Origin of the sequence: Nocardia rhizosphaerae (genome assembly GCF_042650365.1) — a bacterium.
In the GTDB taxonomy this organism is placed as follows: Bacteria; Actinomycetota; Actinomycetes; order Mycobacteriales; family Mycobacteriaceae; genus Nocardia; species Nocardia rhizosphaerae.
Window position 1 is genome coordinate 850465 of record NZ_JBHSBA010000007.1, and the last position, 24968, is coordinate 875432.

Annotated in this window: 21 protein-coding genes and 1 pseudogene; 7 read left to right on the forward strand and 15 right to left on the reverse strand. The window is 69.6% G+C overall.

The window, feature by feature from the left end; translation table 11 throughout:
- Positions 1-17: 17 nt before the first annotated feature.
- The 6 genes from ACFOW8_RS18685 to tkt all read right to left on the reverse strand — a co-directional run bounded on the left by ACFOW8_RS18685 (position 18) and on the right by tkt (position 7544).
- Positions 18-812, reverse strand: a complete 795-nt coding sequence (locus ACFOW8_RS18685) for a PaaI family thioesterase (protein WP_378551967.1) — start codon at positions 810-812, stop codon at positions 18-20.
- Positions 813-998: 186 nt separating this feature from the next.
- Positions 999-1784, reverse strand: coding sequence for a 6-phosphogluconolactonase (pgl, locus tag ACFOW8_RS18690; RefSeq protein WP_378551968.1), 786 nt, complete (start codon positions 1782-1784; stop codon positions 999-1001).
- The gene (opcA, locus tag ACFOW8_RS18695) at positions 1777-2685 is read right to left on the reverse strand and encodes a glucose-6-phosphate dehydrogenase assembly protein OpcA (protein WP_378551970.1); all 909 of its coding nucleotides are present in this window, start codon (positions 2683-2685) and stop codon (positions 1777-1779) included. The genes pgl and opcA overlap by 8 nt, the downstream gene beginning before the upstream one ends.
- A complete protein-coding gene (zwf, locus tag ACFOW8_RS18700) occupies positions 2682-4256 on the reverse strand; it encodes a glucose-6-phosphate dehydrogenase (RefSeq protein WP_378551972.1) in 1575 nt (524 codons plus the stop codon). Before zwf ends, opcA begins: the two co-directional genes overlap by 4 nt.
- Positions 4257-4260: 4 nt before the next feature.
- Positions 4261-5397: a transaldolase gene (gene tal / locus ACFOW8_RS18705; protein ID WP_378551974.1), complete on the reverse strand. Its 1137-nt coding sequence runs from the start codon at positions 5395-5397 to the stop codon at positions 4261-4263.
- Positions 5398-5402: 5 nt separating this feature from the next.
- On the reverse strand, positions 5403-7544 hold the full coding sequence (gene tkt / locus ACFOW8_RS18710; protein WP_378551976.1) for a transketolase: 2142 nt from the start codon (positions 7542-7544) through the stop codon (positions 5403-5405).
- 430 nt (positions 7545-7974) lie between these two features.
- Between tkt and ACFOW8_RS18715 the strand changes: the two genes are divergently transcribed.
- A complete protein-coding gene (locus tag ACFOW8_RS18715) occupies positions 7975-8964 on the forward strand; it encodes a heme o synthase (protein ID WP_378551977.1) in 990 nt (329 codons plus the stop codon).
- A gap of 148 nt (positions 8965-9112) precedes the next feature.
- Here the strand turns inward: ACFOW8_RS18715 and ACFOW8_RS18720 are convergent, their stop codons facing one another.
- Positions 9113-10078 (reverse strand): quinone oxidoreductase family protein, encoded by a 966-nt coding sequence (locus ACFOW8_RS18720; protein WP_378551978.1) that lies wholly within the window; start codon positions 10076-10078, stop codon positions 9113-9115.
- Positions 10079-10154: 76 nt separating this feature from the next.
- Between ACFOW8_RS18720 and ACFOW8_RS18725 the strand changes: the two genes are divergently transcribed.
- Entirely contained in the window at positions 10155-10523 is a 369-nt protein-coding gene (locus tag ACFOW8_RS18725; protein ID WP_378551979.1) for a hypothetical protein, read from the forward strand.
- 53 nt (positions 10524-10576) lie between these two features.
- Here ACFOW8_RS18725 and ACFOW8_RS18730 read toward each other — a convergent pair whose 3' ends face one another.
- From ACFOW8_RS18730 to ACFOW8_RS18765, 8 genes and pseudogenes are all read right to left on the reverse strand, one after another.
- Positions 10577-11545 carry a COX15/CtaA family protein gene (locus ACFOW8_RS18730; RefSeq protein WP_378551980.1) on the reverse strand — a complete coding sequence of 323 codons (969 nt, stop codon included), beginning with the start codon at positions 11543-11545 and terminating at the stop codon, positions 10577-10579.
- A 66-nt stretch (positions 11546-11611) separates the two neighbouring features.
- Positions 11612-12394 carry an ABC transporter permease gene (locus ACFOW8_RS18735; RefSeq protein WP_378551981.1) on the reverse strand — a complete coding sequence of 261 codons (783 nt, stop codon included), beginning with the start codon at positions 12392-12394 and terminating at the stop codon, positions 11612-11614.
- Complete coding sequence (locus ACFOW8_RS18740; protein ID WP_378551983.1) at positions 12391-13323, reverse strand: ABC transporter ATP-binding protein; 933 nt, start codon at positions 13321-13323, stop codon at positions 12391-12393. The genes ACFOW8_RS18735 and ACFOW8_RS18740 overlap by 4 nt, the downstream gene beginning before the upstream one ends.
- Positions 13320-15038 carry a polyprenol phosphomannose-dependent alpha 1,6 mannosyltransferase MptB gene (gene mptB / locus ACFOW8_RS18745; protein WP_378551985.1) on the reverse strand — a complete coding sequence of 573 codons (1719 nt, stop codon included), beginning with the start codon at positions 15036-15038 and terminating at the stop codon, positions 13320-13322. The genes ACFOW8_RS18740 and mptB overlap by 4 nt, the downstream gene beginning before the upstream one ends.
- 172 nt (positions 15039-15210) lie before the next feature.
- Positions 15211-16077: pseudogene (locus ACFOW8_RS18750) on the reverse strand (rhomboid family intramembrane serine protease); the annotation flags it as partial.
- Positions 16078-16127: 50 nt separating this feature from the next.
- Complete coding sequence (locus tag ACFOW8_RS18755; protein ID WP_378551986.1) at positions 16128-17042, reverse strand: hypothetical protein; 915 nt, start codon at positions 17040-17042, stop codon at positions 16128-16130.
- Between the two features lie 138 nt (positions 17043-17180).
- A complete protein-coding gene (locus ACFOW8_RS18760) occupies positions 17181-18536 on the reverse strand; it encodes a flavin monoamine oxidase family protein (RefSeq protein ID WP_378551988.1) in 1356 nt (451 codons plus the stop codon).
- 76 nt (positions 18537-18612) lie between these two features.
- Complete coding sequence (locus tag ACFOW8_RS18765; protein ID WP_378551990.1) at positions 18613-19227, reverse strand: TetR/AcrR family transcriptional regulator; 615 nt, start codon at positions 19225-19227, stop codon at positions 18613-18615.
- A gap of 263 nt (positions 19228-19490) precedes the next feature.
- Here ACFOW8_RS18765 and ACFOW8_RS18770 point away from each other — a divergent pair, with 263 nt between their 5' ends.
- From ACFOW8_RS18770 to ACFOW8_RS18790, 5 genes are read left to right on the forward strand one after another with little or no spacing between them, the layout of a single operon-like run.
- Positions 19491-20285, forward strand: a complete 795-nt coding sequence (locus tag ACFOW8_RS18770) for a helix-turn-helix transcriptional regulator (protein ID WP_378552110.1) — start codon at positions 19491-19493, stop codon at positions 20283-20285.
- The gene (sufB, locus tag ACFOW8_RS18775; RefSeq protein WP_378551991.1) at positions 20282-21718 is read left to right on the forward strand and encodes a Fe-S cluster assembly protein SufB; all 1437 of its coding nucleotides are present in this window, start codon (positions 20282-20284) and stop codon (positions 21716-21718) included. The genes ACFOW8_RS18770 and sufB overlap by 4 nt, the downstream gene beginning before the upstream one ends.
- Positions 21718-22896: a Fe-S cluster assembly protein SufD gene (gene sufD, locus ACFOW8_RS18780; protein WP_378551994.1), complete on the forward strand. Its 1179-nt coding sequence runs from the start codon at positions 21718-21720 to the stop codon at positions 22894-22896. Before sufB ends, sufD begins: the two co-directional genes overlap by 1 nt.
- 36 nt (positions 22897-22932) lie before the next feature.
- Positions 22933-23700, forward strand: a complete 768-nt coding sequence (gene sufC / locus ACFOW8_RS18785) for a Fe-S cluster assembly ATPase SufC (RefSeq protein WP_378551996.1) — start codon at positions 22933-22935, stop codon at positions 23698-23700.
- 5 nt (positions 23701-23705) lie between these two features.
- The gene (locus tag ACFOW8_RS18790) at positions 23706-24968 is read left to right on the forward strand and encodes a cysteine desulfurase (protein ID WP_378551998.1); all 1263 of its coding nucleotides are present in this window, start codon (positions 23706-23708) and stop codon (positions 24966-24968) included.

Genomic DNA, 24968 nt, shown 5'->3' on the forward strand with positions numbered 1-24968 from the left:
CACTCGGACCGCGGGAGTCAGCCGGCGTGGACCTGCGGCCCGGACACCTCGGCCACGGGGTGCCGCCGCGCGGGGCGCGGTTGCGCTGCCGCGTCCCGGGGCGCGACCCACAGTGCTTCGGCGAGGGCACACAGCTCCCCGCCCGGAGTGGACACGGCGACCCCGACCGTGTGCTTGCGGCCCGCGCTGCGAATCGCCCAGCCGTGCACCAGATACCGTTCGCCCGCGAAAACCGGCCTGCGAACGCGCGCCGTGAGGGCTGCGGTGACCGCGCCGAGTGCCATGTCCTGGAACACCCAGGCGGCGAATCCGCCGGGACAGTCGAGCGCCGACCAGATGATCTCCGGTGGCAGTTCCCCCTGGGCATCGGCCAGACCGGAATCGGGGATCCAGGCGCCCGCGACGATCGGACGATCCGGGACCGGCCAGGTGAACAGCCGCAGACCGTGACCGTCCGCGCACTCCACACCACAACCGAAGCAGTCGGTGACCTGGCGTTTCGGGCTCGCGATGGCAGCGGCGGTGGCACGCTGAGCCGCTGACCACGACGGCGCGGGCGGTGCGCTCAGGTCGAGGACACCGGGCCCCGCCTGCACCAGGAGCGTGCCGTCCCGGTCGGTGAGGACGGCATGCCCCGGCTCGGCGGCGGGCAGCAGCAACGTGGTGCCTACCGGGACGGCGCGCCGGAAGTCGACGCGTGTGGTGCCGGTTCCGACCCGGCGGGCCAGCAAGCCGGCCACGTAGCCACCGAAGGCCACCTGCGGATAGCCGTGCACCTGGCCCGGAATCGTCACGGTCTCGGTCTGGATCATGCTGGGCTCACCCTTCACCCGGTCGAACGTCGTCGACAATAGTGCCGGTCACCACCGCGCCGCAGCTGGCCACCGCATCGCCGACACCAGACACCGTGCGCGGTCGGCGGTCACCCTGGCGTGCGCGCGAGGCACTGCTGCCGGGCAAAACGGCCGACGCGAGGTGCCGTGCCCAAAGACCCGCGACTACTCGTCGTCCGGGAGTAGATCGGCAGCCGCGGCCTCGTCGATGACCCAGGTGGTGGATTCGATGCCCACCGCGCCCGCCGCGGGGACGTCGTCGGGGGACGCGCCGTTGACGGCGGCGGCGACAGCGGCCGCCTTGCCCTCGCCGCTGACCACCAGCATGACGTGGCGGGAGCGGTGCACCGCGGGCAGCGTCATGCTCACCCGAGTGGGTGGTGGCTTCGGGCAATCATGGACCGCGACAACGTAATCCGTCTGCTCCCTGACCGCGGGGGAGTGCGGGAACAGTGAATTCATGTGGCCTTCGGGGCCCATGCCGAGCACGGTCAGGTCGAATTCGCCGCGTTCGTCGAGCTCGGCGTGCACGAGCTGGGCGTACGCCGCTGCCGCCGCTTCCGGTGAACCGTAGGTGCCGTCGGAGGCGGCGATCGGGAACACGTGCGCCGGGTTCAGCGGCACGTGGTCCAGCAGAGCCTGCCTGGCCTGCAGCTCGTTGCGGTCGGCGTCGCCGTCGGGGACGAACCGCTCGTCGCCCCAGTACACGTACAACCGCGACCAGTCCAGATCGCCCGGATTCGCGCGCACCCGTTCCAGCAGCCGGATGCCGTCGCTGCCGCCGGTCAGCGACACCGAGGCGGTGCCGCGCTCGGCCTGCGCCGCCACCAGGACCTCGACGAACCGTTCGGCGGCCGCGTCGGCGAGCAGGTCGGCGTCGTCGTGGACCTCGATGGTGGTGGCGGGGAATTCCGCGCCGAGCTCGTCGTGCACGTCGATATGGTCACTCATAGGTCACCTTCTCGATTCCGGCGAGCGCCTCGGCGTAGATCTCGTCGGCGTCGAGCCGGCGCAGTTCCTCCGCGAGACAGTCGCGAGTTTCCCGGCGTGCCAGCGCGATTCGCTGGTCGGGTTCACCGGTGCGGGTCAACGTTGCGGTCCTGCCCAGTTGTGGGCGGCTGATCGCGATCGAATCCGTGCCGCGGCGCACCTCCACCCGCAGCTCACCCGTCTTCCGGACAACGGGACAGTCGAGGCGGGCGGCCAGCCAGCCGGCCAGCGTGTCCAGCGCGGGCTCACCGGCCAGCCCGGACACCGTCACCGAGGTGACCGATTCGAACGGCGGTTCGTCCAGCGCCGCCGCAAGCAGCGCCCGCCAGTAGGTGATCCGGCTCCACGCCAGATCGGTGTCACCGGGGGCGTAGGAGTGGCGGCGCTTCTTGATCGCCGCCTGCGGATCGGGCGCGAAGGTGGCGTCGGTGATCCGGCGTTTGGCCAGCTTGCCCACCGAATCCAGCGACGGGAACTCCGGCGCGCCCCGCGGCCACCATGCCACCACCGGGGTATCGGGCAACAGGAAGGGCGTGACGATGCTGCTCTCGTGATTCACCAGCGGGCCCTGCAACCGCAGCACGATCACCTCGGCCGCGCCCGCGTCGCCACCGACTCTTATCTGGGCGTCGAGCCTGGTCTCGGCGTCGCGATCACCGCGGGCCAGCACGATCACCCGGCACGGGTGTTCGCGGCTGGCATCGTTGGCGGCGTCGATCGCGTCCTCGGCCTCGGACGAATCCAGCGTGCACACCACCAGCGTGAGCACCCGGCCCTGGGTGATGACGCCGTTGGTCTCGCGCAGCTGCACCATGCGCTTGCCGACCTCGACAGTGTCGGTATCCGGCATGTCGACGATCACGGGCGCCGCCATTCCCGCCCGCTGCGCGCGAGCATCTCATCGGCCGAACTCGGTCCCCATGTGCCGGCCTCGTACGGTTCGGGTTTGCCCTCCGCTGCCCAGCGCTCGAGCACGGGATCGAGGATCTGCCAGGACAATTCGACCTCCGCGTTCACCGGGAACAGCGACGGCACCCCGAGCAGCACGTCCAGGATCAGCCGCTCGTAGGCCTCCGGGGACGACTCGGTGAACGCCTCGCCGTAGCTGAAGTCCATGTTCACGTCGCGCACCTCCATCCCGGAACCCGGCACCTTGGAGCCGAACCGCAACGTGATGCCCTCGTCCGGCTGCACCCGGACGACCAGGGCGTTCTGCCCGAGCTCCTCGGTCATCGTCTGGTCGAACGGCAGGTGCGGCGCGCGTTTGAAGACCACCGCGATCTCGGTCACCCTGCGGCCGAGGCGTTTTCCGGTTCGGAGATAGAACGGGACACCGGCCCAGCGGCGGTTCTCCACGTGCACGGTGATCGCGGCGAAGGTCTCGGTCCGCGACTGCGGATCGAACCCCTCCTCCTCGTGCAAGCCGACGACGTGCTCGCTGCCCTGCCAACCCTCGGTGTACTGGCCGCGCGCGGTCGTCTCGTCCAGCGGTTCGACGAGTTTGGTGGCCGAGAGCGCCTTGATCTTCTCGGTGGTGAGCTGGCGCGGCTCGAAGGAAGTGGGTTCCTCCATCACCGTCAGCGCGAGCAGCTGCAGCAGATGGTTCTGGATGACATCGCGCGCGGCACCGATCCCGTCGTAGTAGCCCGCGCGCCCGCCGAGACCGATGTCCTCGGCCATGGTGATCTGCACGCTGTCGACGTAGTTGGCGTTCCAGATCGGCTCGAACAACTCGTTGGCGAAGCGCAGCGCCAGGATGTTCTGCACCGTCTCCTTGCCGAGGTAGTGGTCGATGCGGAAGACCTGTTCCTCCGGGAACACCCGGTTGACCAGCGCGTTGAGTTCCTTCGCGCTCTGCAGGTCGTGACCGAACGGCTTCTCGATCACCACCCGCCGCCACGGCAGGTGACCGTCGGTGGCGGCGCCGGTGGGCTGGGCGAGGTGATGTTCGGAGAGCTGATCGAGCACCACCGGGAACATGTTCGGCGGAATCGACAGGTAGAAAGCGTAATTGCCGTTCGTGCCGCGGGTGGCGTCGAGGGTGCTCAGGGTCTGCGCCAGCTTCGCGAACGCGGTGTCGTCGTCGAAGCTGCCCTGCACGAACCGCACGCCCTCGGCCAGATTGTCCCAGACCTCCTGGCGGAAGGGTGTGCGGGCGTGGTTTTTCACCGCGTCGAGGACGACCTCGGCGAAATCCTCGTCGGCGTAATCACGCCGGGCGAACCCGACCAGGGAGAAACCAGGGGGCAGTAACCCCTGGTTCGCCAGGTCGTAGATGGCCGGCATCAGCTTCTTGCGGGACAGATCTCCGGTGACGCCGAAGATCACCAGGCAGCACGGGCCCGCGATGAAGGGCACCCGCTTGTCTCGTTCGTCGCGCAGCGGGTTGCGCCACAGCCCCGCCGCCTGATCCGTCGATGCTGTGCCGGCCATCGGGTCAGTTGCCCCCTGCCGCCGCGGTGCGCAGTTCGGCGGTGGTCGCCTCGAGCAGTTCGTTCCACGCGGACTCGAACTTGTCGACGCCTTCGCGCTCGAGCAGGTCGAACACGTCGGTCAGGTCGATGCCGACCGCTGCCAGCTCGGCGAAGACCTGTGCCGCCTCGACGGCATGGCCGCTCAGGGTGTCGCCGCGGACCTCGCCGTGATCGGCGAAGGCCTGCAGGGTCTTCTCCGGCAGCGTGTTCACGGTGTTCGGGCCGACCAGCTCGGTGACGTACAGCGTGTCCGGGTAGTCCGGGTTCTTCACGCCGGTGGACGCCCACAGCGGTCGCTGCCGGTTGCCGCCCTGGGCGGCCAGGTGGTTGTAGGTGGAGGTGTGCGCCCCACCGTCGAACACGTCCTGGTACTCGGCGTAGGCGAGCCGGGCGTTGGCCACGCCCGCCTTACCGCGCAGCGCGAGCGCCTCCGGGGTGCCGATCGCCTCCAGCCGCTTGTCGATCTCGGTGTCGACGCGGGAGACGAAGAACGAGGCGACGGAATGGATCTTGGCCAGGTCGTGGCCGCCGATCTTGGCGTTGCGCAGCCCGTCGAGGTAGGCGCCCATCACCGCGCGGTAGCGGGGCACCGAGAAGATCAGCGTGACATTCACACTGATGCCCTCGGCGATCACCGCGGTGATGGCGGGCAGGCCCGCCTCGGTGGCGGGGATCTTGATGAACAGGTTCGGGCGGTCGACGATCTTCCACAGCTCGATCGCCTGGGCCACGGTCTTGTCGGCGTCGAAGGCGAAGCGCGGGTCGACCTCGATCGAGACCCGGCCGTCGACGCCACCGGTGGCATCGAACACCGGGGCGAGCACATCGCAGGCGGCGCGCACGTCGTCGGTGGTCATGGTGCGGATCGCGGCGTCGGCGTCGGCGCCCTGGCCCGCCAGTTCCTTCAGCTGACCGTCGTAGTCGTGGCCCTTGCTCAGCGCGGCCTGGAAGATGCTCGGGTTCGTGGTGACCCCGACGACGCTCCTGGTCGCGATCAGGTCGGCGAGGTTGCCGGACGCGATCCGCTCACGGGACAGGTCGTCGAGCCATACCGAGACCCCAGCGGCCGAGAGTGCGGCGAGCTTCTCGTTCTGTGCCATTGGATTTACCCCTTCACCTTGTCGGTCGACCGCAGCGCGGCGGCGACGACGGCATCGGCGGTGATACCGAACTCCTGGTAGAGCTTCTTGAAGTTGGCCGAAGCGCCGAAGTGCTCGATCCCGACGACCTCACCGGCGTCACCGACGAATCGGTACCACGGCATCGCGATACCCGCTTCCACGACGACCCGCGCGCGCACCGACGGCGGCAGCACCTCGTCGCGGTAGCCCTGCTCCTGCGCGTCGAACCACTCCACACACGGCATCGAGACCACCCGGGTCGGGATGCCCTGCTCCTCCAGGGTAGTGCGCGCGGCCACGGCGAGCTGGAGCTCGGAACCGGTGCCGATGAGGATCACCTGCGGGGTGCCGGTGGAGGCCTCGGCCAGCACGTAGCCGCCCTTCTTGACCCCTTCGTAGCTGGTGCCGTCGAGGGTCGGGACATCCTGCCGGGTCAGCGCCAGCGCGGACGGGCCGTCCTGGTGCGGGGTGTCGTGCACCGAGAAGTGCGAGGTGTGCTCGTCGGAGTCGCGCTCGAGGATGGTGCGCCAGGCGTGCACGGTCTCGTTGGCGTCGCCGGGGCGCACCACATTGAGGCCGGGGATCGCGCGCAGCGCGGCCAGGTGCTCGATCGGCTGGTGGGTGGGGCCGTCCTCGCCGAGACCGATCGAGTCGTGGGTCCACACGTAGATGGCGGGCACCCGCATCAGCGCGGCGAGCCGAACGGCCGGGCGCATGTAGTCGGAGAACACCAGGAAGGTGCCGCCGTAGGGGCGGGTCGGGCCGTGCAGCGCGATGCCGTTGAGGATCGAGCCCATGGCGTGCTCACGGATGCCGAAGTGCAGGGTGCGGCCGTAGGGCTGCGCCTTCCACATGCCGGTGGAGATGGCCTCGGGGCCGAAGCTCGGCTGGCTCGGCATGGTGGTGTTGTTGGACTCGGCCAGGTCGGCCGAGCCACCCCACAGCTCGGGCAGCTCGTCGGCGACGGCGGCGAGGAACTTGCCGGAGGCCTTGCGAGTGGCCATGCCCTTCGGGTCGGTCTCGAAGGTGGGCAGCGCCGCGGTCCAGCCCTGCGGCAGCGCGCGGGTCTGCAGGCGGTCGAACAGCGCCTTGTTCGACGGGTTCGCCGTGGCCCAGGCGTCGAAGTCGGTCTGCCACTTGGCCTTCGCCTCCGCGCCGCGGCCGAGCGCTCTGCGGGTGTGCTCGATGACGGCGGGGTCGACGTCGAAGGACTTCTCGGGGTCGAAGCCGAGGGCCTGCTTGACGGCGGCTACCTCGTCGGCGCCCAGCGCCGCGCCGTGCACGCCGCCGGTGTTCATCTTGTTCGGCGCGGGGAAGCCGATGATGGTGCGCAGGATGATGATCGACGGCTTGCCGGTCTCGGCCTTGGCGGCCTCGATGGCGGCCTCGATCGCGACGACGTCCTCGCCGCCCTCGACGATCTGCACGTGCCAGCCGTAGGCCTCGTAGCGCTTGGCCACGTCCTCGGTGAAGGCGATGTCGGTGTCGTCCTCGATGGAGATCTCGTTGTCGTCGTAGATCACCACCAGGTTGCCGAGCTGCTGGGTGCCCGCGATGGAGGAGGCCTCCGCGGTGACGCCCTCCTGCAGGTCGCCGTCGGAGGCGATGGTGTAGACGAAGTGGTCGAACGGGCTGGTGCCCGCGGGCGCGTCGGGATCGTAGAGGCCGCGCTCGCGGCGGGCCGCCATCGCCATGCCGACCGCGGACGCCAGGCCCTGGCCCAGCGGGCCGGTGGTGATCTCGACGCCGTCGGTGTGCCGGAACTCGGGGTGGCCCGGGGTGAGCGAGTCCCACTGGCGCAGCTGCTCGAGATCGGTGAGCTCGAGGCCGAACCCGGCCAGGTACAGCTGGATGTAGAGGGTGAGGCTGGAGTGCCCACAGGACAGTACGAAGCGGTCGCGACCCACCCAGCGCGGCTCGGCCGGATCGTGGCGCATGGTGCGCTGGAAGAGGGTGTAGGCGACCGGCGCGAGGCTCATCGCGGTGCCGGGATGCCCGTTGCCCGCCTTCTGCACCGCGTCGGCGGCCAGGACACGGGCGGTATCGACGGCCTTGGTGTCGAGGTCCGTCCAGTCGCTGGGGTAGTTCCGCTGGGTGAGGGCGCGAATGTCGTCTGTGACTGACACGACCGTGGTTCTCCTGACCTAGGTTTCGTCGACGGCGATACATGGCAGCGGCGATGCTGGATGTGGGGTGGACCGCACGCGGCCTCGGGTACGTACCGATGTACACCCATACCCTAGTGGGGGTGTTCCCCGGACCGGCGCGAACCCTGGTTGTGAGTGTAGTGCGCGGTGGTGACAGTCCTCACCGTGTCGGTCGCCGGATCCGGCGCGTCGGGCATCGGCACGCCGAAGTCGTCGTTCACCTGCGCGTCGGCGCCGGTTCACCGCCGCGTGGGCGGCCGGGACCGCCGTGACCGCGCCCACGGTGGCGGGGCCCTGGCGCGGAGCGGCACCGGCGTGGGTCTACCATCGTCTGTAGTAGTGGCCGCGCCGCAGCCGCGCGCTGCTCGTTCCAATGCCGGATGCGAAGCACAGCGTGCGAGGAGAAACAGTGCGGATCGATCCCCAGCCGGGTAGTAGCGGTGCGCACAATTCCTCCACGGCGCTCGCCGATCGTCTCACCGGTGACGGGCTCGTCGCCAGGATCGTGCGCAAGCCGCTGGCCTACATCGCGCTCACCAAGCCGCGGGTCATCGAGCTGCTGCTGGTGGCCACCATCCCCACCATGCTGCTGGCCGACCGCGGCAACGTCGACCTCCGGCTGATCCTGGTCACCCTGTTCGGCGGCTGGCTCGGCGCGGCAAGCGCCAACACCCTCAACTGTGTCGCCGACGCCGATATCGACAAGGTGATGAAGCGGACCGCGCGCCGTCCACTCGCTCGCGACGCGGTGCCGACATCGCACGCGTTCGTCTTCGGCGTCACCCTCGGCATCGTCTCCTTCGCTTGGCTGTGGTGGCAGGCCAACCTGCTCAGTGGTGTGCTCGTCGTCGCCACGATCCTGTTCTACGTCTTCGTCTACACCAAGGGTCTCAAGCGCCGGACCTCGCAGAACGTGGTGTGGGGCGGCGCCGCGGGCTGCATGCCCGCCCTGGTCGGCTGGTCGGCGGTCACCGGCACCATCGGCTGGCCCGCGATCGTGCTGTTCCTGGTGATCTTCTTCTGGACTCCGCCGCATACCTGGGCGCTGGCCATGCGCTACAAGGAGGACTACCGCGCGGCGGGCGTGCCGATGCTGCCGGTGGTCGCCACCGAGCAGGTCGTCACCAAGCAGATCGTGGTCTACACCTGGCTGACCGTGCTCGCCACGCTGGCCCTCGTTCCGGCGACCGGCGTCATCTACGCGGCCGTCGCTCTGGTGGCGGGTGCCTGGTTCCTGCTGATGGCCCATCAGCTCTACGCGGGGGTGCGCCGCGGCGAATCGGTGAAGCCGCTGCGGTTGTTCCTGCAGTCGAACAACTACCTGGCGGTGGTGTTCTGTGGTCTCGCCGTGGACTCGGTGCTCGGCTGGACCACCCTCGGTAGCCTCGTCGGGCTGTAACCTATCGTGAGCTGACAGCGGCGGCCGGGCGGATTGCCCGGCCGCCGCACCTGTCTGCGGACTCCGCTCAGCGGACGGCGTTGCGGCCACGGCGAGCGCGCCCGCAACGCCGGTGCCTGCGAACGCCTCGCCCGCTCGAATCGGGTCGCTACGGAAGCAGCACGATCGAGCCGGTGGTCTTGCGCCCGGCCAGATCCCGGTGGGCCGCGGCCGCATCCGCGAGCGGATAGGTCGCACCGATCCGGAAGCTGAGGGTGCCCGCGGCGATGCCGTCGAAGACATCGGTGGCGCGCCACAGGAATTCGGCGCGGTCGCGGGTGTAGGCGCCCAGCGACGGGCGGGTCAGCCAGAGGGAACCGGCCGGGTTGAGCCGCTGGGGGTCGAACGGCGGGACCGCGCCGCTGGCCGCCCCGAACAGCGCGAGGGTGCCGCGGACGCGCAGGGACGCGAGGCTCGCCTCGAACGTGCTCGCTCCGACACCGTCGTACACCGCGGCCACCCCGGCCCCGTCGGTGAGCTCGCGGACCCGGTCGGCCAGGTCGTCACCGTAGCGCAGCACCTCGGCGGCGCCCGCCGCGCGCGACAGCTTCTCCTTGTCGTCGGTGGACACCGTGGTGATCACCCGCGCACCCTTGGCGGCGGCCAGTTGGGTGAGCACCAGACCGACCCCGCCCGCGCCCGCGTGGATGAGGACCGGATCGCCGGGCTCCGGCGTGAACACCGATTCGACCAGGTAGTGCGCGGTCATGCCCTGCAGCAGCGCGGCCGCCGCGACTGTCGGTTCGACTCCGTCGGGCACCCGTACCGCGACCGCCTCGTCGACCGCGACCCGCTGCGCGTAGCTGCCCGGCGCCGCCGCCCAGGCCACCCGATCGCCGACCGCGAACTCGGTGACCTCCGCGCCGACGGCAGCCACCACTCCGGTGCCCTCCGAGCCGGGAACGTACGGCGTCGCCTGCGGATACTGCCCGGTCCGGAAGTAGATGTCGATGTAGTTGACACCCACACCCTGTGTCTCGACCAGCAGCTGACCCGGGCCGAGTACCGGATCAGCCATCTCGACATACCGCAGAACCTCGGGCCCACCGTGCTCGGAAACCTGAATCGCATGCATGAGTCCCCTTTGTACACCCCGTGTTCGACCCCACTCGGGGGTGGACGCCCGACTACCGGCCGGTAAACTCACCGCCATGAGTACAACCGACGCCCCCGCCGCCGTGAAGGTGCCCGCCGAGGTCGAGAAGTCCATCGCCACATTCGTCGCCGCGCACGGTGGTTCGGCGACGGCGGTACTGCAGTATGTCGGCGAGCAGGGTGTGCGGATCACGCTGGTCGGCTCCGACGGGATCATGGGCGACCGGGTGGTGGCCGATCCGGCGACCGCCAAGGCGATCGTCGAGCGGATCGACGGGCTCACCGAGGCCGACGAGTGGAACCGCGAACTGGTCTCCGTGGCCACCCCCACCATGCCGACACATTGGCAGAAGATGGCGGGCTGGGTCGCCAAGCAGACCCGGTTCCCGAAGGCCCGCAACGCGGACGTGTTCGCAGGCGCCTGACACCGGAACGACACGAGCCCGCGATCGGCCGTGATCGCGGGCTCTTCGTATTCTCAGTGCCCGACAGCCACCGGAGCGGGCGCGTCGACCCGCTCCCTGGTCCGCAACGAGGCCCACAGCGCGGCGGTCGCCGCCGTACACGCCGCCGCGCCGCCGACATGGATCGCGACCAGCGCGGCGGGCACATCGGTGAAGTACTGGACGACGCCGACCAGCGACTGTGACACCACCAGTCCGAGCAGCACGAACAGCCGGGTACGGATCGCCGGGGTGATCCCCACGGCGAACAGCCCGAACGCCAGGCCGACCAGTAGCGCCAGATATCCGACGAGCAGCTGCGAGTGCAGGTGCACCAGCGTGACGATCTCCACCTCGAGCCGCGCGACCGGCCGGTCGATGCTCTTGTCGCCCGCGTGCGGCCCCGCGGCGGTGACCAGCGTGCCCGCGATCAGCACACCCGCCAGCGCGACGCCGCTCAGCGCGGTCAGCCACTGCAGTGGCGCGGGGACCTGCACCGTGTCGATCCCGTCGTCTGGCTGGTTGATCTTGGCGTAGAGCACCACCGCCAGCCACACCATCACCATCGAGGCCAGCAGGTGTACCGCGACAGTCCACCACAGCAGCCCGGTGCGCACCGTGATGCCACCGATGATCGCCTGCACGACCGTGCCGCCCGGCATCAGCCACGCGTAGACGAGTACTTCCTTGCGGCGCCGCGCCCGCACCACGGCGAGCACGATCAGGGCGGCGCACAGCGTCACCACGAAGGTGAGCAGCCGGTTGCCGAACTCGACGGTCTGATGCAGCACCGGCACTTCCGAGACCCCGACGGGGGTGAAGCTGCCGGGAAAGCACTGCGGCCAGGTGGGGCAGCCGAGGCCGGACGCGGTGACGCGCACGATGGCGCCGGTCACCGAGATGCCGGCCTGGCTGAGGATCACCGCGACGGCGATGAGCCGCTGCACCCGCAGCGAGGGGAGCGGCAGCCGGTCGACGAGTCGCAAGAAGGCGCGATACAGCACGTCACGATGGTACTGGCCGGAGTTTCCCCGCCGATATCAGGGCTACTACCGTGCGTCGTTGATCACTCAGCTGAACCGGAACAGCCGGATCGCCAGCGCGCCTGCGACCACGCCCCACGCCGCGAGCACCGCGACCCCGAGCCAGTCGATGCCGCCGGACAGCGCCGCTTCCAGCGCGAACGCGAGTGCGCCGGAGGGAACCAGCCGCACCAGTACGGTCAGCGCCGTCGGCAGCGAATCGCCGACCAGCACCAGGCTGGCGATACCGAGCAGGACGAACCAGGCGATATTGGCCAGCGCGAGCACCACTTCGGCCTTGAGGGTGCCGCCCAGCAGCAGTCCCATCGCGGCGAACGCGGCGGTGCCGAGCGCGATCACCAGGGCGCCGAGCGCGAGACCACCCGGCCCCGGCCGCCAGCCCAGCGCCGCGCCGATCGCCCCGAGCAACAGCGCCTGCAGCACCACCACGATCAGTACCGCCGCGCACTTGCCCCCGATCACGCCCCAGCGGGGCAGGGCAGTGGCGCCGAGCCGTTTGAGCGCGCCGTAGCGGCGGTCGAAGCCGACCGCGATGGCCTGACCGGTGAACGCGGTCGACATGACCGCGGTCATCATCACCATCGGCAGCACCTTGTCCACCCTCGGCTCGCCGAACTCGCCGAACGGCAGCAGGGTGAGCCCGACCAGCAGGGTGATCGGGATGAACATGGTCAGCAGCAGCTGCTCGCCGTTGCGCAGCAGCAGTTTCAGCTCGAGGCCGGTCTGCGCGGCGAGCATGGCCCACCGGCTCGCTGGGCGCGGATCGGGGGTGAAGGTGCCGGGCGCGAACCGGCCCGTCGTCTCGGTCATCCGCGCAGGTCCCGTCCGGTCAGTTCGAGGAAGACGTCTTCGAGGCGGCGCTGATCGATGCGGATGTCGGTGGCGAGCACGTCCATCCGCGCGCACCAGGCAGTGACCGTCGCCAGCACCTGCGGCGTGATCTCGCCTTCGATCAGATAGGTGCCCGGTGTGGTCTCGTGCGGCGAGAACCCTTCCGGCAGAGCCGATCCGAGCAGTGCCACATCGAGTTTCGGTGGGGCGCAGAACCGGAGCTGGCCCGCGGCGCCGTGCGCGGTGACCTCGGCGGGCGTGCCGGCGGCGACGATCTCCCCGTGATCGATGATCACCAGGTGGTCGGCGAGCTGCTCGGCCTCGTCCATCAGGTGGGTGGTGAGGACGACGCTCACCCCGTCGCGGCGCAGCGCGTCGATCAGTTCCCACACGATCAGCCTGGCCTGGGCGTCGAGTCCGGCGGTCGGCTCGTCGAGGAAGACGATCTCCGGCCTGCCGACCAGCGCGCAGGCCAGGGCGAGGCGCTGCTGCTGGCCGCCGGACAGCCGCCGGTACGGGGTGCGGCGGTGATTGTCGAGTCCGAGGGTCGACAGCAGCCAGGCCGGATCCAGCGGGTCGGCGGAGTAGGCGGCGACCAGCTCCAGCATCTCCCCGGCCCGCGCGCCCGGATACGCGCCGCCGCCCTGCAGCATCACCCCGATGCGCGGGCGCAGCTGTTCGGAGTCGGCGATCGGATCGAGCCCGAGCACGCGGACGGTGCCTGCGTCCGGGCGGACGAAGCCCTCGCACATCTCGACGGTGGTGGTCTTGCCCGCGCCGTTGGGGCCGAGCAGGGCGAACACCTGGGCCGGTTCGACCTCGAAGCGCAGGCCGTCGACCGCGGTCGTCGCGCCATAGCGCTTGACCACGCCGTCGACGGCGACGGCAGGTCCGGGGCGTGTTCTCACGATGTCACACGGTAAGCGCTGCCCTCGTGTGACCCAGCCGACACCCCCGCCTGTGCGCGCCAGGGCAGGGTGTGCCGGGTGAGGGCGTAGAACAGGGCGAAGCAGATCGCGGCAGCCAGTGCGGCGCCGATGATCTGGAAGACCTGGAACTCCGCGCCGCGCGGCATCACCAGCAGCGAGACCACCGCAGAGAAGGCGACCGCGGGGATACGGAACACCGGCTGGGTGGCCCACGCGGCCAGCGGCACGATCGCCCACAGTAGATACCAGGGCTGCACCACCGGGAACAGCAGCACTATCGCGCCGAGCGACACCCCGAGCGCGCCGACCGGATGCAGTCTGCCCGTGCCGGTGGCCACCAGCATGCGCAGGGTGATGAAGGCAGCGACCGCCGCCGCGATCGGCCGGGTGATCGACAGCAGCGCGGTCGTGTGGTCACCGAGGCCGAGTAGTACGCCGCCGAATCCGGTGATGATGCCGATGACTGTCGGCAGTGACATCCAGCTGCGGACCGCGTTGGCCACGCTGAGCGTGAACACCCAGCCGAAACCGAGACCGCTGGCCCAGCTCACGAACAGCGTTGTCGCCCCGGCGATCACGCCGAGCAGCAGCGCCGACTTCAGCACCGCCCGCAGATCGCCGCCCCAGCGCCGGGCCAGCGCCATGCCGACGAAGCCGAGCGCGATGATCGAGGTGAGTTTCACCGAGGACGACAGCGTGATCAGCACCGCACCGCCGATCAGCAGGCCGTACGCGGCGGCGTCGAGCGGCATCGGGTTCGCGCCGGTCAACCGGTCGGGTTTGCCGCCGTCGCCGTAGATGGCGCGCAGCATCAGCTCCATGCCCGCCAGCATCAGGCCCAGCATCAGCGCGTCGTTGTGCACACCGCCGACCAGGTGGAACAGCACGAGCGGATTGGCGGCGCCGAGCCACAGCGCGCTCACCGGGGCCACGCCGCAGCGCACCGACAGCCGGGGCAGCGCCCACACGATCAACGCCACCCCGGCCAGGGCGAGCAGGCGATGCACCCACACCCCGGCGATGATGTTGTCCCCGGTCAGCTCCGCGATCCCGCGGCCGATCCAGAGGAAGAGGGGTCCATAGGGCGCGGGGGTGTCACGCCAGATGGTCGGCACATTGTTGGTGAGGACGTTGTCGATCCCGAGCCCCGCGACCGGACCTTCCTCGTACGGGTCGATGCCGCGGGCGGCGATCTCGCTCTGTGCCAGATAGGAGTAGACATCGTTGCTGAACATCGGCGGTGCCACGCTGAGCGGGATGATCCACAGCAGCAGCGTGCGGTCCAGTTGCGAGCGGGTCAGCCGGTGCACCGGGGAGCCTGCCAACCCACCGATCGCGAACCGGCCGAGTAGCAGCCAAGCACCGATCACCAGCACGGTGCCGAACATGCACATCGCCAGTGACCCGGTGTGCGCGCGGGCGAAGATGCCGAGTACCCGCATCCCCGACACCGGGTTCTGATGCACCGGCTGGGCGCCGATGCCCAGCGCCGCGATCGCCATCAGCACGGCGCCGGTGGCGCCCATCAGCCGGATCCGGTCCAGCTGGGCGCGTTCGCGCTTGTCGAGACCGGGCACCTCGGTCTCGTCGCGGTGCAAGGCCGCGACCGTGTGATCGGGTGCGGGCACGTCGAAGCCGAGCGCCCGCCTGCCGAACGCCGATATCTTGCGCGTCGCGCCCTCCAGTACCGCCACGAGGAGCGAGCCTAGTGTGATCCGTGCCCGTTGGCCGCGCCGCCCGCTAGCGAGGCTCGCTCATGCCGACGTGCGGCTCCATCGTGCGCGAGAGCGCAATGTGCTGATGGTTCATCTCGCCGGTGCTCGCCGACGGGGCGGCCACCCGGACCGGGAACCGCGGAATGTCGTCGCGGACCAGCATGGTCGCCGCGAAGGTGACGGCAAGGCACGCGACCGCGATCGCGGCCAGCGCTGCCCAGCCGATGCGCGCCGCCGCCTCCGGGGACCGGGCCGACAGCCAGCCGGGGGCGAACAGGATGCCGAGCGCGGCGAGGGTGCCCGCGGTCAGCCCACCGAGGTGGCCCCACAGCGAGATACCGGGCAGCGAGAAGCTGATCAGCACGTTGACGCCGATCACGACCAGCATCGGCGTCGGGCTCTGCCGCAGCCGGATCAAGGTCACGGTGACCGCGCCGAACAGGCCGTACACGGCGCCGGAGGCACCCGCGGTCATGGTGATCGAGTCCGACAGTGCCATCACCGCGGCGGAACCGCCGAGCAGGGACACCAGATAGACCCCGGCGAACCGCACCCGGCCGAGCACCCGCTCGAGGTCACGGCCGACGATGTACAGCGCGAACATGTTGACCAGCAGGTGGATCGCGCCGTAGTGCAGGAACCCCGATCCGAGCAGCCGCCACCACTCGCCGTCGGCCACGAGCAGCGGCACGAGGACGAACTCCCGGAACAGCGCCGAGCCGCGATAGTTGTCCATCGGGCTGCCCGCCTGCGCCGCCGTGATCACATAGACCAGCACGTTCACCGCGATCAAGCCATAGGTCACATACGGTGCCGCCATATCCACGGCCCGCGCGCCCCCGACCGTGCGCACCGGCCGTACCTCCCGCTGCCCCTGCCGGACACAGTCGACGCAGTGCTGCCCGACCGACGCCGACCGCAGGCACTCGGGACACGCGGGCCTGCCGCACCGCGTACACGCGAGTCCGGTAGGGCGATCAGGATGGCGGACACACGTGGCCGTCAATGGGTTAGACACTCTTTCATCGTGCCAGAACGCCCGACCCCAGGGACGGGCGCGACGGCGGATCAGCGGAAGTGATCGATGACCGCGTTCATCACCCGGTGCGCGACGGGGGTGTCGCCGCTGACCACGGCCGCAGGCACGATCGGGCGGTTCTCCTCGTCGGTGGTGAACGCAGGGCCGAGCTGCGCCTTCATCAGCGCGGGGCCGTCCGGAAGGACATAGCGGCCACGCTCGTCGTGCGGTCCATCGGCGAAGCTCGCCTCGGGGAAATGGTCGAAAAGGATCGCGGTGTGTGTCCCGTCGAGCCGGAACGAGCAGGCGCCGAGTTGTTGCTCGTCGGCACGGATGGTCGCACCCAGCGCGGCAGGGACGGCACAGGGATCGATACCGGCCAGGATGCTGCGTGGCAGGCCCGGTGTGGTGCCATGCGGAGGCTGCTCGAGCCATCGAGCCATGGCGGCCAGCGCCAGACGTTCGGCTCGCGGACAGGGATCGCTGCCCGCGGGCATGGCCACGCTCACGGTGTATCCGGCGGCCGCCGGATACTTCACGTCGACCCGGCAGGTCCGGTCGCCATCGGGGATCGAGCGCTCACGGCGCATGTCACGATCCTCGACGGTGGTGATCGCGGCACCGTCGACGATCGTGGTGGTGGCGTCGTCGGGGACGACACCCCACGCGCCGTCGAACGTACCGGCCACGACGATCACAGTGACGGTCGATCGGCCGTGCCGGCCGGCCACCGCCACTTCGCAGGCATCGGGCCGCCGTACCTGGTCCGGTCCTGGCTCACCCAGCTCGGCGAGTTCGGTCCGTGGCAGCAGGGCGCACGGCTCGACCGCGGCTGCCCGCCGCAACATCTCGAAGGCCTCTGCGTCCGTCGTGGCCTCCACGGTCCAGTACGGCGCCGGAGACTCCGCGGGCCCGCAGGCGACGACGGCGACGAGTACCGCGACGGCGAGCAACAGTCGTTGCACGATGGTCCCCCCACATGAATCGGATTCCCGGACATGGTGTCACGAACCGCCGCCGCGGGACCAGCGTCGGCTCGATCGGCACACCCGGTCGATGGGCGAGGGCACGCCATGTCCGAGGGAGCCGGCGGCGCGGCTCGGTCAGGCCGGCTCGGCGAGGATCTCCGCCGCGGTCCGCCGACCCGACCGCACCGCGCCCTCCATGTATCCGCTCCACTCGGTGGCGTACTCCGCGCCTGCCCAGTGAATCCGTCCCACCGGTTCGCGCAGGATCGGTCCGTAGTTCGTCCACACGCCGGGACCGAAGCCCGCGCCATAGCAGCCGCGGGTGAATTCCTCGGCACTCCAGTCTTTTTCGACGTAGGAGAGGGGGCTGGCCGCGTCGCTCCCGAAGTAGCGCACGAAGCAGTCGATGACGGCGGCGCGCCGCTGGTCGTCGGGGAGACGTTGCCAGCGGCGGGCCTCGCCCGCTTCGACGAAGCCGATCAGGATGCCGGCTTCCGCGCCCGGCGGCGACACGTCGAAGGTGATCTTGACCGGGCCGTGGTCCCCGATGGCCTGACCGTTGAGACCGCGCTCGCGCCAGAACGGCGTCGGGTAGGCGGCGAAGCATTTGACGACCGTCCCGGCCGGCACTCGCTGGGTGAGCTGGTCCCGGCCCGCGGGCAGAATGGGGTGGTAGTCGAGGCGCCCGGCGAGCGTCGGTGGCAGCGTGACGAGCACGCGCCGGGCCGTGTGGGATTCGCCGCCGCGCGTGCCGACCGTGACGTCGTCGCCGGTCTGGGCGATGCGGGCGACGGGCGAAGCGAAGCGCACGTCCACACCTTCGGCGAGGAGCTGCGAGACGAGCGCCGAACCGCCGACGACGCGGTCCTGCTGGGCACCACGGTCGGTGGACGCCAAGGTCTCCAGATCGCCGTTGCTGCTCGTGTAGAAGAGCGTGTGCAGCAGCGAGAGATCCGCGGAATCCGCCGAGTAGATGGCCTCGGCGAGCACGCGGAAGTACGAACGGCCGGTCGGGGTCTTCAGGGTGCGGCGGATCCACGACTCGAAGGTCTGCCCGTCCAGTCGCGCGGCGTCGGGATGAGTCCACGGACGCTCGATGTCGACGCCGCGCGCGAGCCTGCCGTAGCGGGCCAGTCCCTGGACGAGATCGGCAAGGGCGATCGGATTGAGCTTCGGCGTCGCGCCCCGGTGTGAATCGAGCAGCGTCTGCCTGCCGCCGAGCTCGAGCAGGAGCTTGCCGCCGTGGTTCCAGGTCGGGAAGGTTTCGAGGCCGAGTTCGGCGACCAGCCGGTACATCTCGGTGTGACCTTCGCCGATCCAGGTGCCGCCGAGCTCGATCGGGTGGCCTTCGAGGGTCCCGCCCTCGGTGCGGCCACCCACCCGGTCTCTGGCCTCGAGCACCACCACGGATCTGCCCGCGGCGATCAGGGCGCGGGCCGCGCTCAGGCCGGCCAGACCGGCTCCCACCACGATCACGTCGATATCGGGCATCGTTCGAACCTCGGTTCAAGTCGGTCGTATGACTGAGATCAAAGTACCGTGTGGTCGCGGTGCTGGGCAAGGGGGATCAGGAGGCCTGTTCGGGTCCGACGCCGGTGATGCCGATGACCATGTCGATCATCGTGCCCAGGTCGCCGTTCGACCGAGCGGTGTCGGGGTCGCTGGCGTGCTGGAGGATGAGCCCGTCCACGCAGGCGACGATGACGCGCCCCAGGCGATCGAAGGGCACGGCGGAGGTCTCCCCGGCGCTGTCGGCGGCGTGCCTGCACCAGTCCGCGACGATGCCGGTGTACCGCTCGTACTGCCAGCGGGCCAGGCTCTCCTGGCCCGCGGTGCGCAGCGCGTAGGTGGTGAGCTCGTACTGCATGAGCTGTTCGCCGGCATGACCGGCGACGAGCTGGGACCAGAAGGACATGAGTCCCTGGCGGATCGCGTGCGCCAAGCCGCGGTGCAGGTCGGCGGATTCCTCGAGCACCCGGGCGATCTCGCCGACGACGTCCTCGATGACCGCGCGCAGCAGCTGCTCCTTGGCGGGAAAGACGTACTGCATCGTCCCGAGTGGTACCCCGGCCTCCGCGGCCACCGCCCGCAGGGTTGTCTTGGCCACGCCGTTGCGCGCGAGGACGGCCCGGGCGGCGGACACCAATTGTCCTCGGCGAACCTCGGCGTCGACATAGACCATCGCCGCGCCCCTCCTTTTCGGTCGGCTGACCGAGATTTTGCCATACGTCGTATCCCCGGCACCGGCACCGGCATCGGCGGCGAGGGGTGTGCGATGGGTCACCCCCAGTCGGGGTGGACCGTTGGACTGTGTGGCCCGCACCTGGGGTTTTGTCCGGGCGGTGGCTTTCGCGACGATCTTCCTCGCAGGTCAGGCCACCCTTTGTCAGGGGACCCTTATTAGATTTAGGGAACGAATTCCGCCACACTTGTGTTGTGAAAACCGTGGGTTTGCGGACAGACGTGGACGGGACCGGTCGTAAGACGACCGGCGCCCGGCCGTCCGCTGGTCCTGCGGTGACCGGGCACGAGGGCCAGACCAGGGCGGCGATCGTCCAGTTGCTGCTCGAAGAGGGTCCGATCACCGCCACCGCGATCAGCGCGGCACTCGGGCTCGCGCCCGCCGGGGTGCGCAGGCATCTCGACGCGCTCATCGACTCCGGTCAGGCGCGGGCGAGCCGGTCGGCGCCGTGGCAGCAGAAGGGCCGGGGCCGCCCGGCCAAGCAGTATCAGCTGACCGCGGCCGGACGCGGCACACTCGGGCACGCCTACGACGATCTGGCCGGGGCGGCGATCCGTCAGCTCGGCGAGATCGGCGGCGACGCCGCGATCGCGGAGTTCGCGCGAAAGCGGGTCCGCACCATCGTCGACGGCATCGAGCCCGTCGCCGGGCACACCGCGCCCGAGATCGAGGCCAAGGTCGAGGAGATCGCGGAAGCCTTCGCCGACGCCGGCTTCGCCGCCACCACCCGCCAGGTCGGCGCCGGTGTGCAGATCTGCCAGCACCACTGCCCGGTGGCCCACGTGGCCGAGGAATTCCCGCAGTTGTGCGATGCCGAACTGGACGCTTTCCGGGACCTGCTCGGCACCCACGTGCAGCGACTTGCGACCATCGCCAACGGCGATTGCGCCTGCACCACCCATGTACCGCTGATCGCGCGCCCCACGAACGCGTCAACCCCATCCGCCGCACAGCCCGCGGCGGGACGAACGAACGACTCCGGAAGGAGTGCCGAATGACGACGACCACCGACCAGGTGCAACCGCTGACCCAGGACGAGACCATCGCCTCGCTGGGCAACTACGGTTACGGCTGGGCCGACTCGGACGAGGCCGGCGCCAGCGCCCAACGCGGCCTGTCGGAAGCTGTCGTTCGCGACATCTCGGCCAAGAAGAACGAGCCCGAGTGGATGCTCGACATCCGCCTCAAGGCGCTGCGCATCTTCGACCGCAAGCCCATGCCTGGCTGGGGCTCCAACCTCGACGGCATCGACTTCGACAACATCAAGTACTTCGTGCGCTCGTCGGAGAAGCAGGCCGAGAGCTGGGAAGACCTGCCCGAGGACATCAAGAACACCTACGACAAGCTGGGCATCCCGGAGGCGGAGAAGCAGCGCCTGGTCTCCGGTGTCGCCGCGCAGTACGAGTCCGAGGTCGTCTACCACTCCATCCGTGAGGATCTGGAGTCCCAAGGCGTCATCTTCCTCGACACCGACACCGCGCTCAAGGAGCACCCGGAGATCTTCCAGGAGTACTTCGGCTCGGTGATCCCCGCCGGCGACAACAAGTTCTCCGCGCTCAACACCGCCGTGTGGTCGGGTGGCTCGTTCATCTACGTGCCGCCGGGCGTGCACGTCGACATCCCGCTGCAGGCCTACTTCCGGATCAACACCGAGAACATGGGCCAGTTCGAGCGCACCCTGATCATCGTCGACGAGGGTGCCTACGTGCACTACGTCGAGGGCTGCACCGCGCCGATCTACAAGTCCGACTCGCTGCACTCCGCGGTCGTGGAGATCATCGTGAAGAAGGGCGGCCGCTGCCGCTACACGACCATCCAGAACTGGTCCAACAACGTCTACAACCTGGTCACCAAGCGGGCCAAGGCCGAAGCGGGCGCCACCATGGAGTGGGTCGACGGCAACATCGGCTCCAAGGTCACCATGAAGTACCCGGCGGTCTGGATGACCGGCGAGCACGCGCACGGCGAGGTGCTCTCGGTCGCGTTCGCCGGCGTCGGCCAGCACCAGGACACCGGTGCCAAGATGCTGCACCTGGCCCCGCACACCTCCTCGACCATCGTGTCGAAGTCGGTGGCGCGCGGCGGCGGTCGCGCGTCGTACCGCGGTCTGGTCCAGGTGAACAAGGGTGCCCACGGCTCCAAGTCGACGGTGAAGTGTGACGCGCTGCTGGTCGACACGATCAGCCGCTCCGACACCTACCCCTACGTCGACATCCGCGAGGACGACGTGACCATGGGCCACGAGGCGACGGTCTCCAAGGTCTCCGAGGACCAGCTGTTCTACCTGATGAGCCGCGGTCTCACCGAGGACGAGGCGATGGCGATGGTGGTGCGCGGCTTCGTCGAGCCCATCGCCAAGGAACTGCCGATGGAGTACGCCCTCGAGCTGAACCGCCTGATCGAACTGCAGATGGAAGGAGCCGTCGGCTGATGGCCGTGGACAACGTTGCCGAGGCCGCCGAGGCTCGCATTCCGGCGATCAACAAGGGCGAGGTGTTCACCTCGTTCGATGTGAACGCCTTCGAGGTCCCGTCGGGGCGCGACGAGGAGTGGCGGTTCACCCCGCTGCGCCGTCTGCGTGGACTGCACGACGGCACCGCCGTCCGTGACGGCGTGCCGACTGTGGAGGTCACCTCGGTCGAGGGTGTCACCGTCGAGACCGTCGACCGCTCCGACGCGCGTCTCGGTCAGGCGGGCACGCCCGCCGATCGGGTCGCCGCCCAGGCCTACTCGGGTTTCGAGTCGGCCACCGTGGTGTCGGTCGGCGCGGAGACCGAGGTCGCCGAGCCGGTGACGATCACCGTCACCGGCCCCGGCGAGGGCAAGACCGCTTACGGCCACCTGCAGATCCGGCTGGGCAACTTCGCTGCCGCCACCGTGGTCATCGACCAGCGCGGCAGCGGAACCTACGCCGAGAATGTCGAATTCGTGCTCGGGGACAGCGCCAAGCTGACCGTCGTCGCGGTCCAGGAATGGCACGAAGACGCCGTGCACGCCACCGCGCACCACCTGAAGCTGGGCCGTGACGCCACCGTGCGCCACTTCGCCGCCACCCTCGGCGGCGATCTGGTCCGGCTCACCGGCACCGTGCGCTACGCGGGTCCCGGCGGCGAGGCCGAGCTGTTCGGCCTGTATTTCGCCGACGCGGGCGAGCACTTCGAGCAGCGCCTGCTGGTCGATCACGCCGAGCCCAACTGCAAGTCCAACGTGCTGTACAAGGGTGCGCTGCAGGGTGATCCGGCCTCGCCCAAGGGTGATGCCCGCACCGTGTGGGTCGGCGATGTGCTGATCCGCGCGGCCGCCGAGGGCACCGACACCTACGAGGCCAACCGCAACCTGGTGCTCACCGACGGCGCGCGCGCCGACTCGGTGCCGAACCTGGAGATCGAGACCGGCGAGATCGCCGGTGCCGGACACGCCAGTGCCACCGGCCGATTCGACGACGAGCAGCTGTTCTACCTGCGTGCTCGCGGTATCCCGGAGGACGTCGCCCGCCGCCTGGTGGTGCGCGGCTTCTTCCACGAGATCATCCAGAAGATCACGGTTCCCGAGGTCCGGGAGCGGCTCGAGGCGGCCATCGAGGCCGAGCTCGCCACTGTCGGTATCTGACACCCCTCACACTCCCCACGAAGGAATCCGAATTCGATGACCACCTTGGAAATCAAGGACCTGCACGCCGAGATCACCACCCCCGAGGGTGAGTCCAAGAAGATCCTCAACGGCGTGAACCTGACCGTGCGCTCCGGCGAGACCCACGCCATCATGGGCCCCAACGGCTCGGGCAAGTCCACGCTGTCCTACGTGATCGCCGGTCACCCCAAGTACACCGTCACCCAGGGCACCATCACCCTCGACGGTGAGGACGTGCTGGAGATGTCGGTCGACGAGCGCGCCCGCGCCGGCCTGTTCCTGGCCATGCAGTACCCGGTCGAGGTCCCCGGTGTCTCGATGTCGAACTTCCTGCGCACCGCCGCCACCGCCGTGCGCGGTGAGGCGCCGAAGCTGCGCACCTGGGTCAAGGAGGTGAAGGAATCGATGGCCGAGCTCGACATCGACGCCGCCTTCGCCGACCGCTCGGTGAACGAGGGCTTCTCCGGTGGCGAGAAGAAGCGCCACGAGGTGCTGCAGCTCGGTCTGCTCAAGCCGAAGATCGCGATCCTGGACGAGACCGACTCGGGTCTGGACGTCGACGCGCTGCGCATCGTCTCCGAGGGCGTCAACAAGTACAAGGAGCGCGAGAACGGCGGCGTGCTGCTGATCACGCACTACACCCGCATCCTGCGCTACATCCAGCCCGACTTCGTGCACGTGTTCGTGGGCGGCAAGATCGTCGCCGAGGGCGGCTCCGAGCTCGCCGAGGAACTCGACGCGAACGGCTACGTGCGCTTCACCTCCGCGACCGCTGGAGCCTGACAACCATGACCGCTGTGTCCGTCTCGGGGCCCGCCCTCGACGTCGCCCGGATCCGGGCCGACTTCCCGATCCTGAACCGCACGGTCCGGGACGGGAAACCGTTGGTGTACCTGGATTCCGGTGCGACCGCGCAGCGTCCCTTGCAGGTGCTGGACGCCGAGCGTGACTTCCTGCTCACCCGCAACTCGGCGGTGCACCGCGGCGCCCACCAGCTGGCGGAGGAGGCGACCGACTCCTACGAGGACGCGCGTGTCGCCATCGCGCGCTTCGTCGGTGCCGATGCCGGGGAGATCGTGTTCACCAAGAACGCGACCGAATCGCTGAATCTGGTGGCCAACGCCTTCGGTGACGACCGGTTCCCGCATCACGTCGGCCCCGGCGACGAGATCGTGATCACCGAACTCGAGCATCACGCGAACCTCGTGCCGTGGCAGGAACTCGCGCGCCGCACCGGTGCCACCCTGAAGTGGTACGGCAGCACCGACGACGGCCGCATCGATCTGGATTCGCTCGAACTGTCGTCCGCGACAAGGGTTCTCGCTTTCACCCACCAGTCGAACGTGACCGGCGCGGTGGCCCCGGTGGCCGAATTGGTCCGCCGGGCAAAGGACGTCGGCGCGCTCGTCGTGCTCGACGCCTGCCAGTCGGTGCCGCACATGGCGGTGAACTTCCGGGAGCTCGGCGTCGACTTCGCCGCGTTCTCCGGGCACAAGATGCTCGGCCCGATGGGTGTGGGCGGACTGTGGGGCCGTCGGGTTCTGCTCGAGGAGACCCCGCCGTTCATCACCGGTGGGTCGATGATCGAGACCGTCACCATGGAGCAGACCACCTACGCGCCGCCGCCGCAGCGCTTCGAGGCGGGCACGCCGATGACCTCGCAGGTCGTCGGACTGGCCGCCGCGGTGCGCTATCTGGAAGACCTCGGCATGGACGCGGTCGCCGCGCACGAGCACGCGCTCACCGGCGCCGCACTCGATGGTCTGCGCGGGATCGAGGGCGTGCGGATCATCGGCCCCACCGAGAACGTGGACCGCGGTGGCGCGGTGGCGTTCGTGGTCGACGGGATCCACGCCCACGACGTGGGCCAGATCCTCGACGACCAGGGGGTCGCCATCCGGGTCGGGCACCACTGCGCCTGGCCGTTGCACCGCCGGTTCGGTGTCGCGGCGACCGCACGGGCGTCGTTCGCCGTGTACAACACCCTCGACGAGGTCGACGCGCTGGTGCAGGCCGTGCGGAAGGCTCAGAGCTTCTTCGGAGTTGCATAG

Coding starts and splice junctions, on each gene's coding strand:
- ACFOW8_RS18685 (WP_378551967.1), bottom strand. CDS start 812: ATGATCCAGACCGAGACCGTGACGATTCCGGGCCAGGTGCACGGCTAT.
- pgl (WP_378551968.1), bottom strand. CDS start 1,784: ATGAGTGACCATATCGACGTGCACGACGAGCTCGGCGCGGAATTCCCC.
- zwf (WP_378551972.1), bottom strand. CDS start 4,256: ATGGCCGGCACAGCATCGACGGATCAGGCGGCGGGGCTGTGGCGCAAC.
- tal (WP_378551974.1), bottom strand. CDS start 5,397: ATGGCACAGAACGAGAAGCTCGCCGCACTCTCGGCCGCTGGGGTCTCG.
- ACFOW8_RS18720 (WP_378551978.1), bottom strand. CDS start 10,078: ATGCATGCGATTCAGGTTTCCGAGCACGGTGGGCCCGAGGTTCTGCGG.
- ACFOW8_RS18725 (WP_378551979.1), top strand. CDS start 10,155: ATGAGTACAACCGACGCCCCCGCCGCCGTGAAGGTGCCCGCCGAGGTC.
- ACFOW8_RS18735 (WP_378551981.1), bottom strand. CDS start 12,394: ATGACCGAGACGACGGGCCGGTTCGCGCCCGGCACCTTCACCCCCGAT.
- ACFOW8_RS18760 (WP_378551988.1), bottom strand. CDS start 18,536: ATGCCCGATATCGACGTGATCGTGGTGGGAGCCGGTCTGGCCGGCCTG.
- ACFOW8_RS18765 (WP_378551990.1), bottom strand. CDS start 19,227: ATGGTCTATGTCGACGCCGAGGTTCGCCGAGGACAATTGGTGTCCGCC.
- sufB (WP_378551991.1), top strand. CDS start 20,282: ATGACGACGACCACCGACCAGGTGCAACCGCTGACCCAGGACGAGACC.
- sufD (WP_378551994.1), top strand. CDS start 21,718: ATGGCCGTGGACAACGTTGCCGAGGCCGCCGAGGCTCGCATTCCGGCG.
- sufC (WP_378551996.1), top strand. CDS start 22,933: ATGACCACCTTGGAAATCAAGGACCTGCACGCCGAGATCACCACCCCC.
- ACFOW8_RS18790 (WP_378551998.1), top strand. CDS start 23,706: ATGACCGCTGTGTCCGTCTCGGGGCCCGCCCTCGACGTCGCCCGGATC.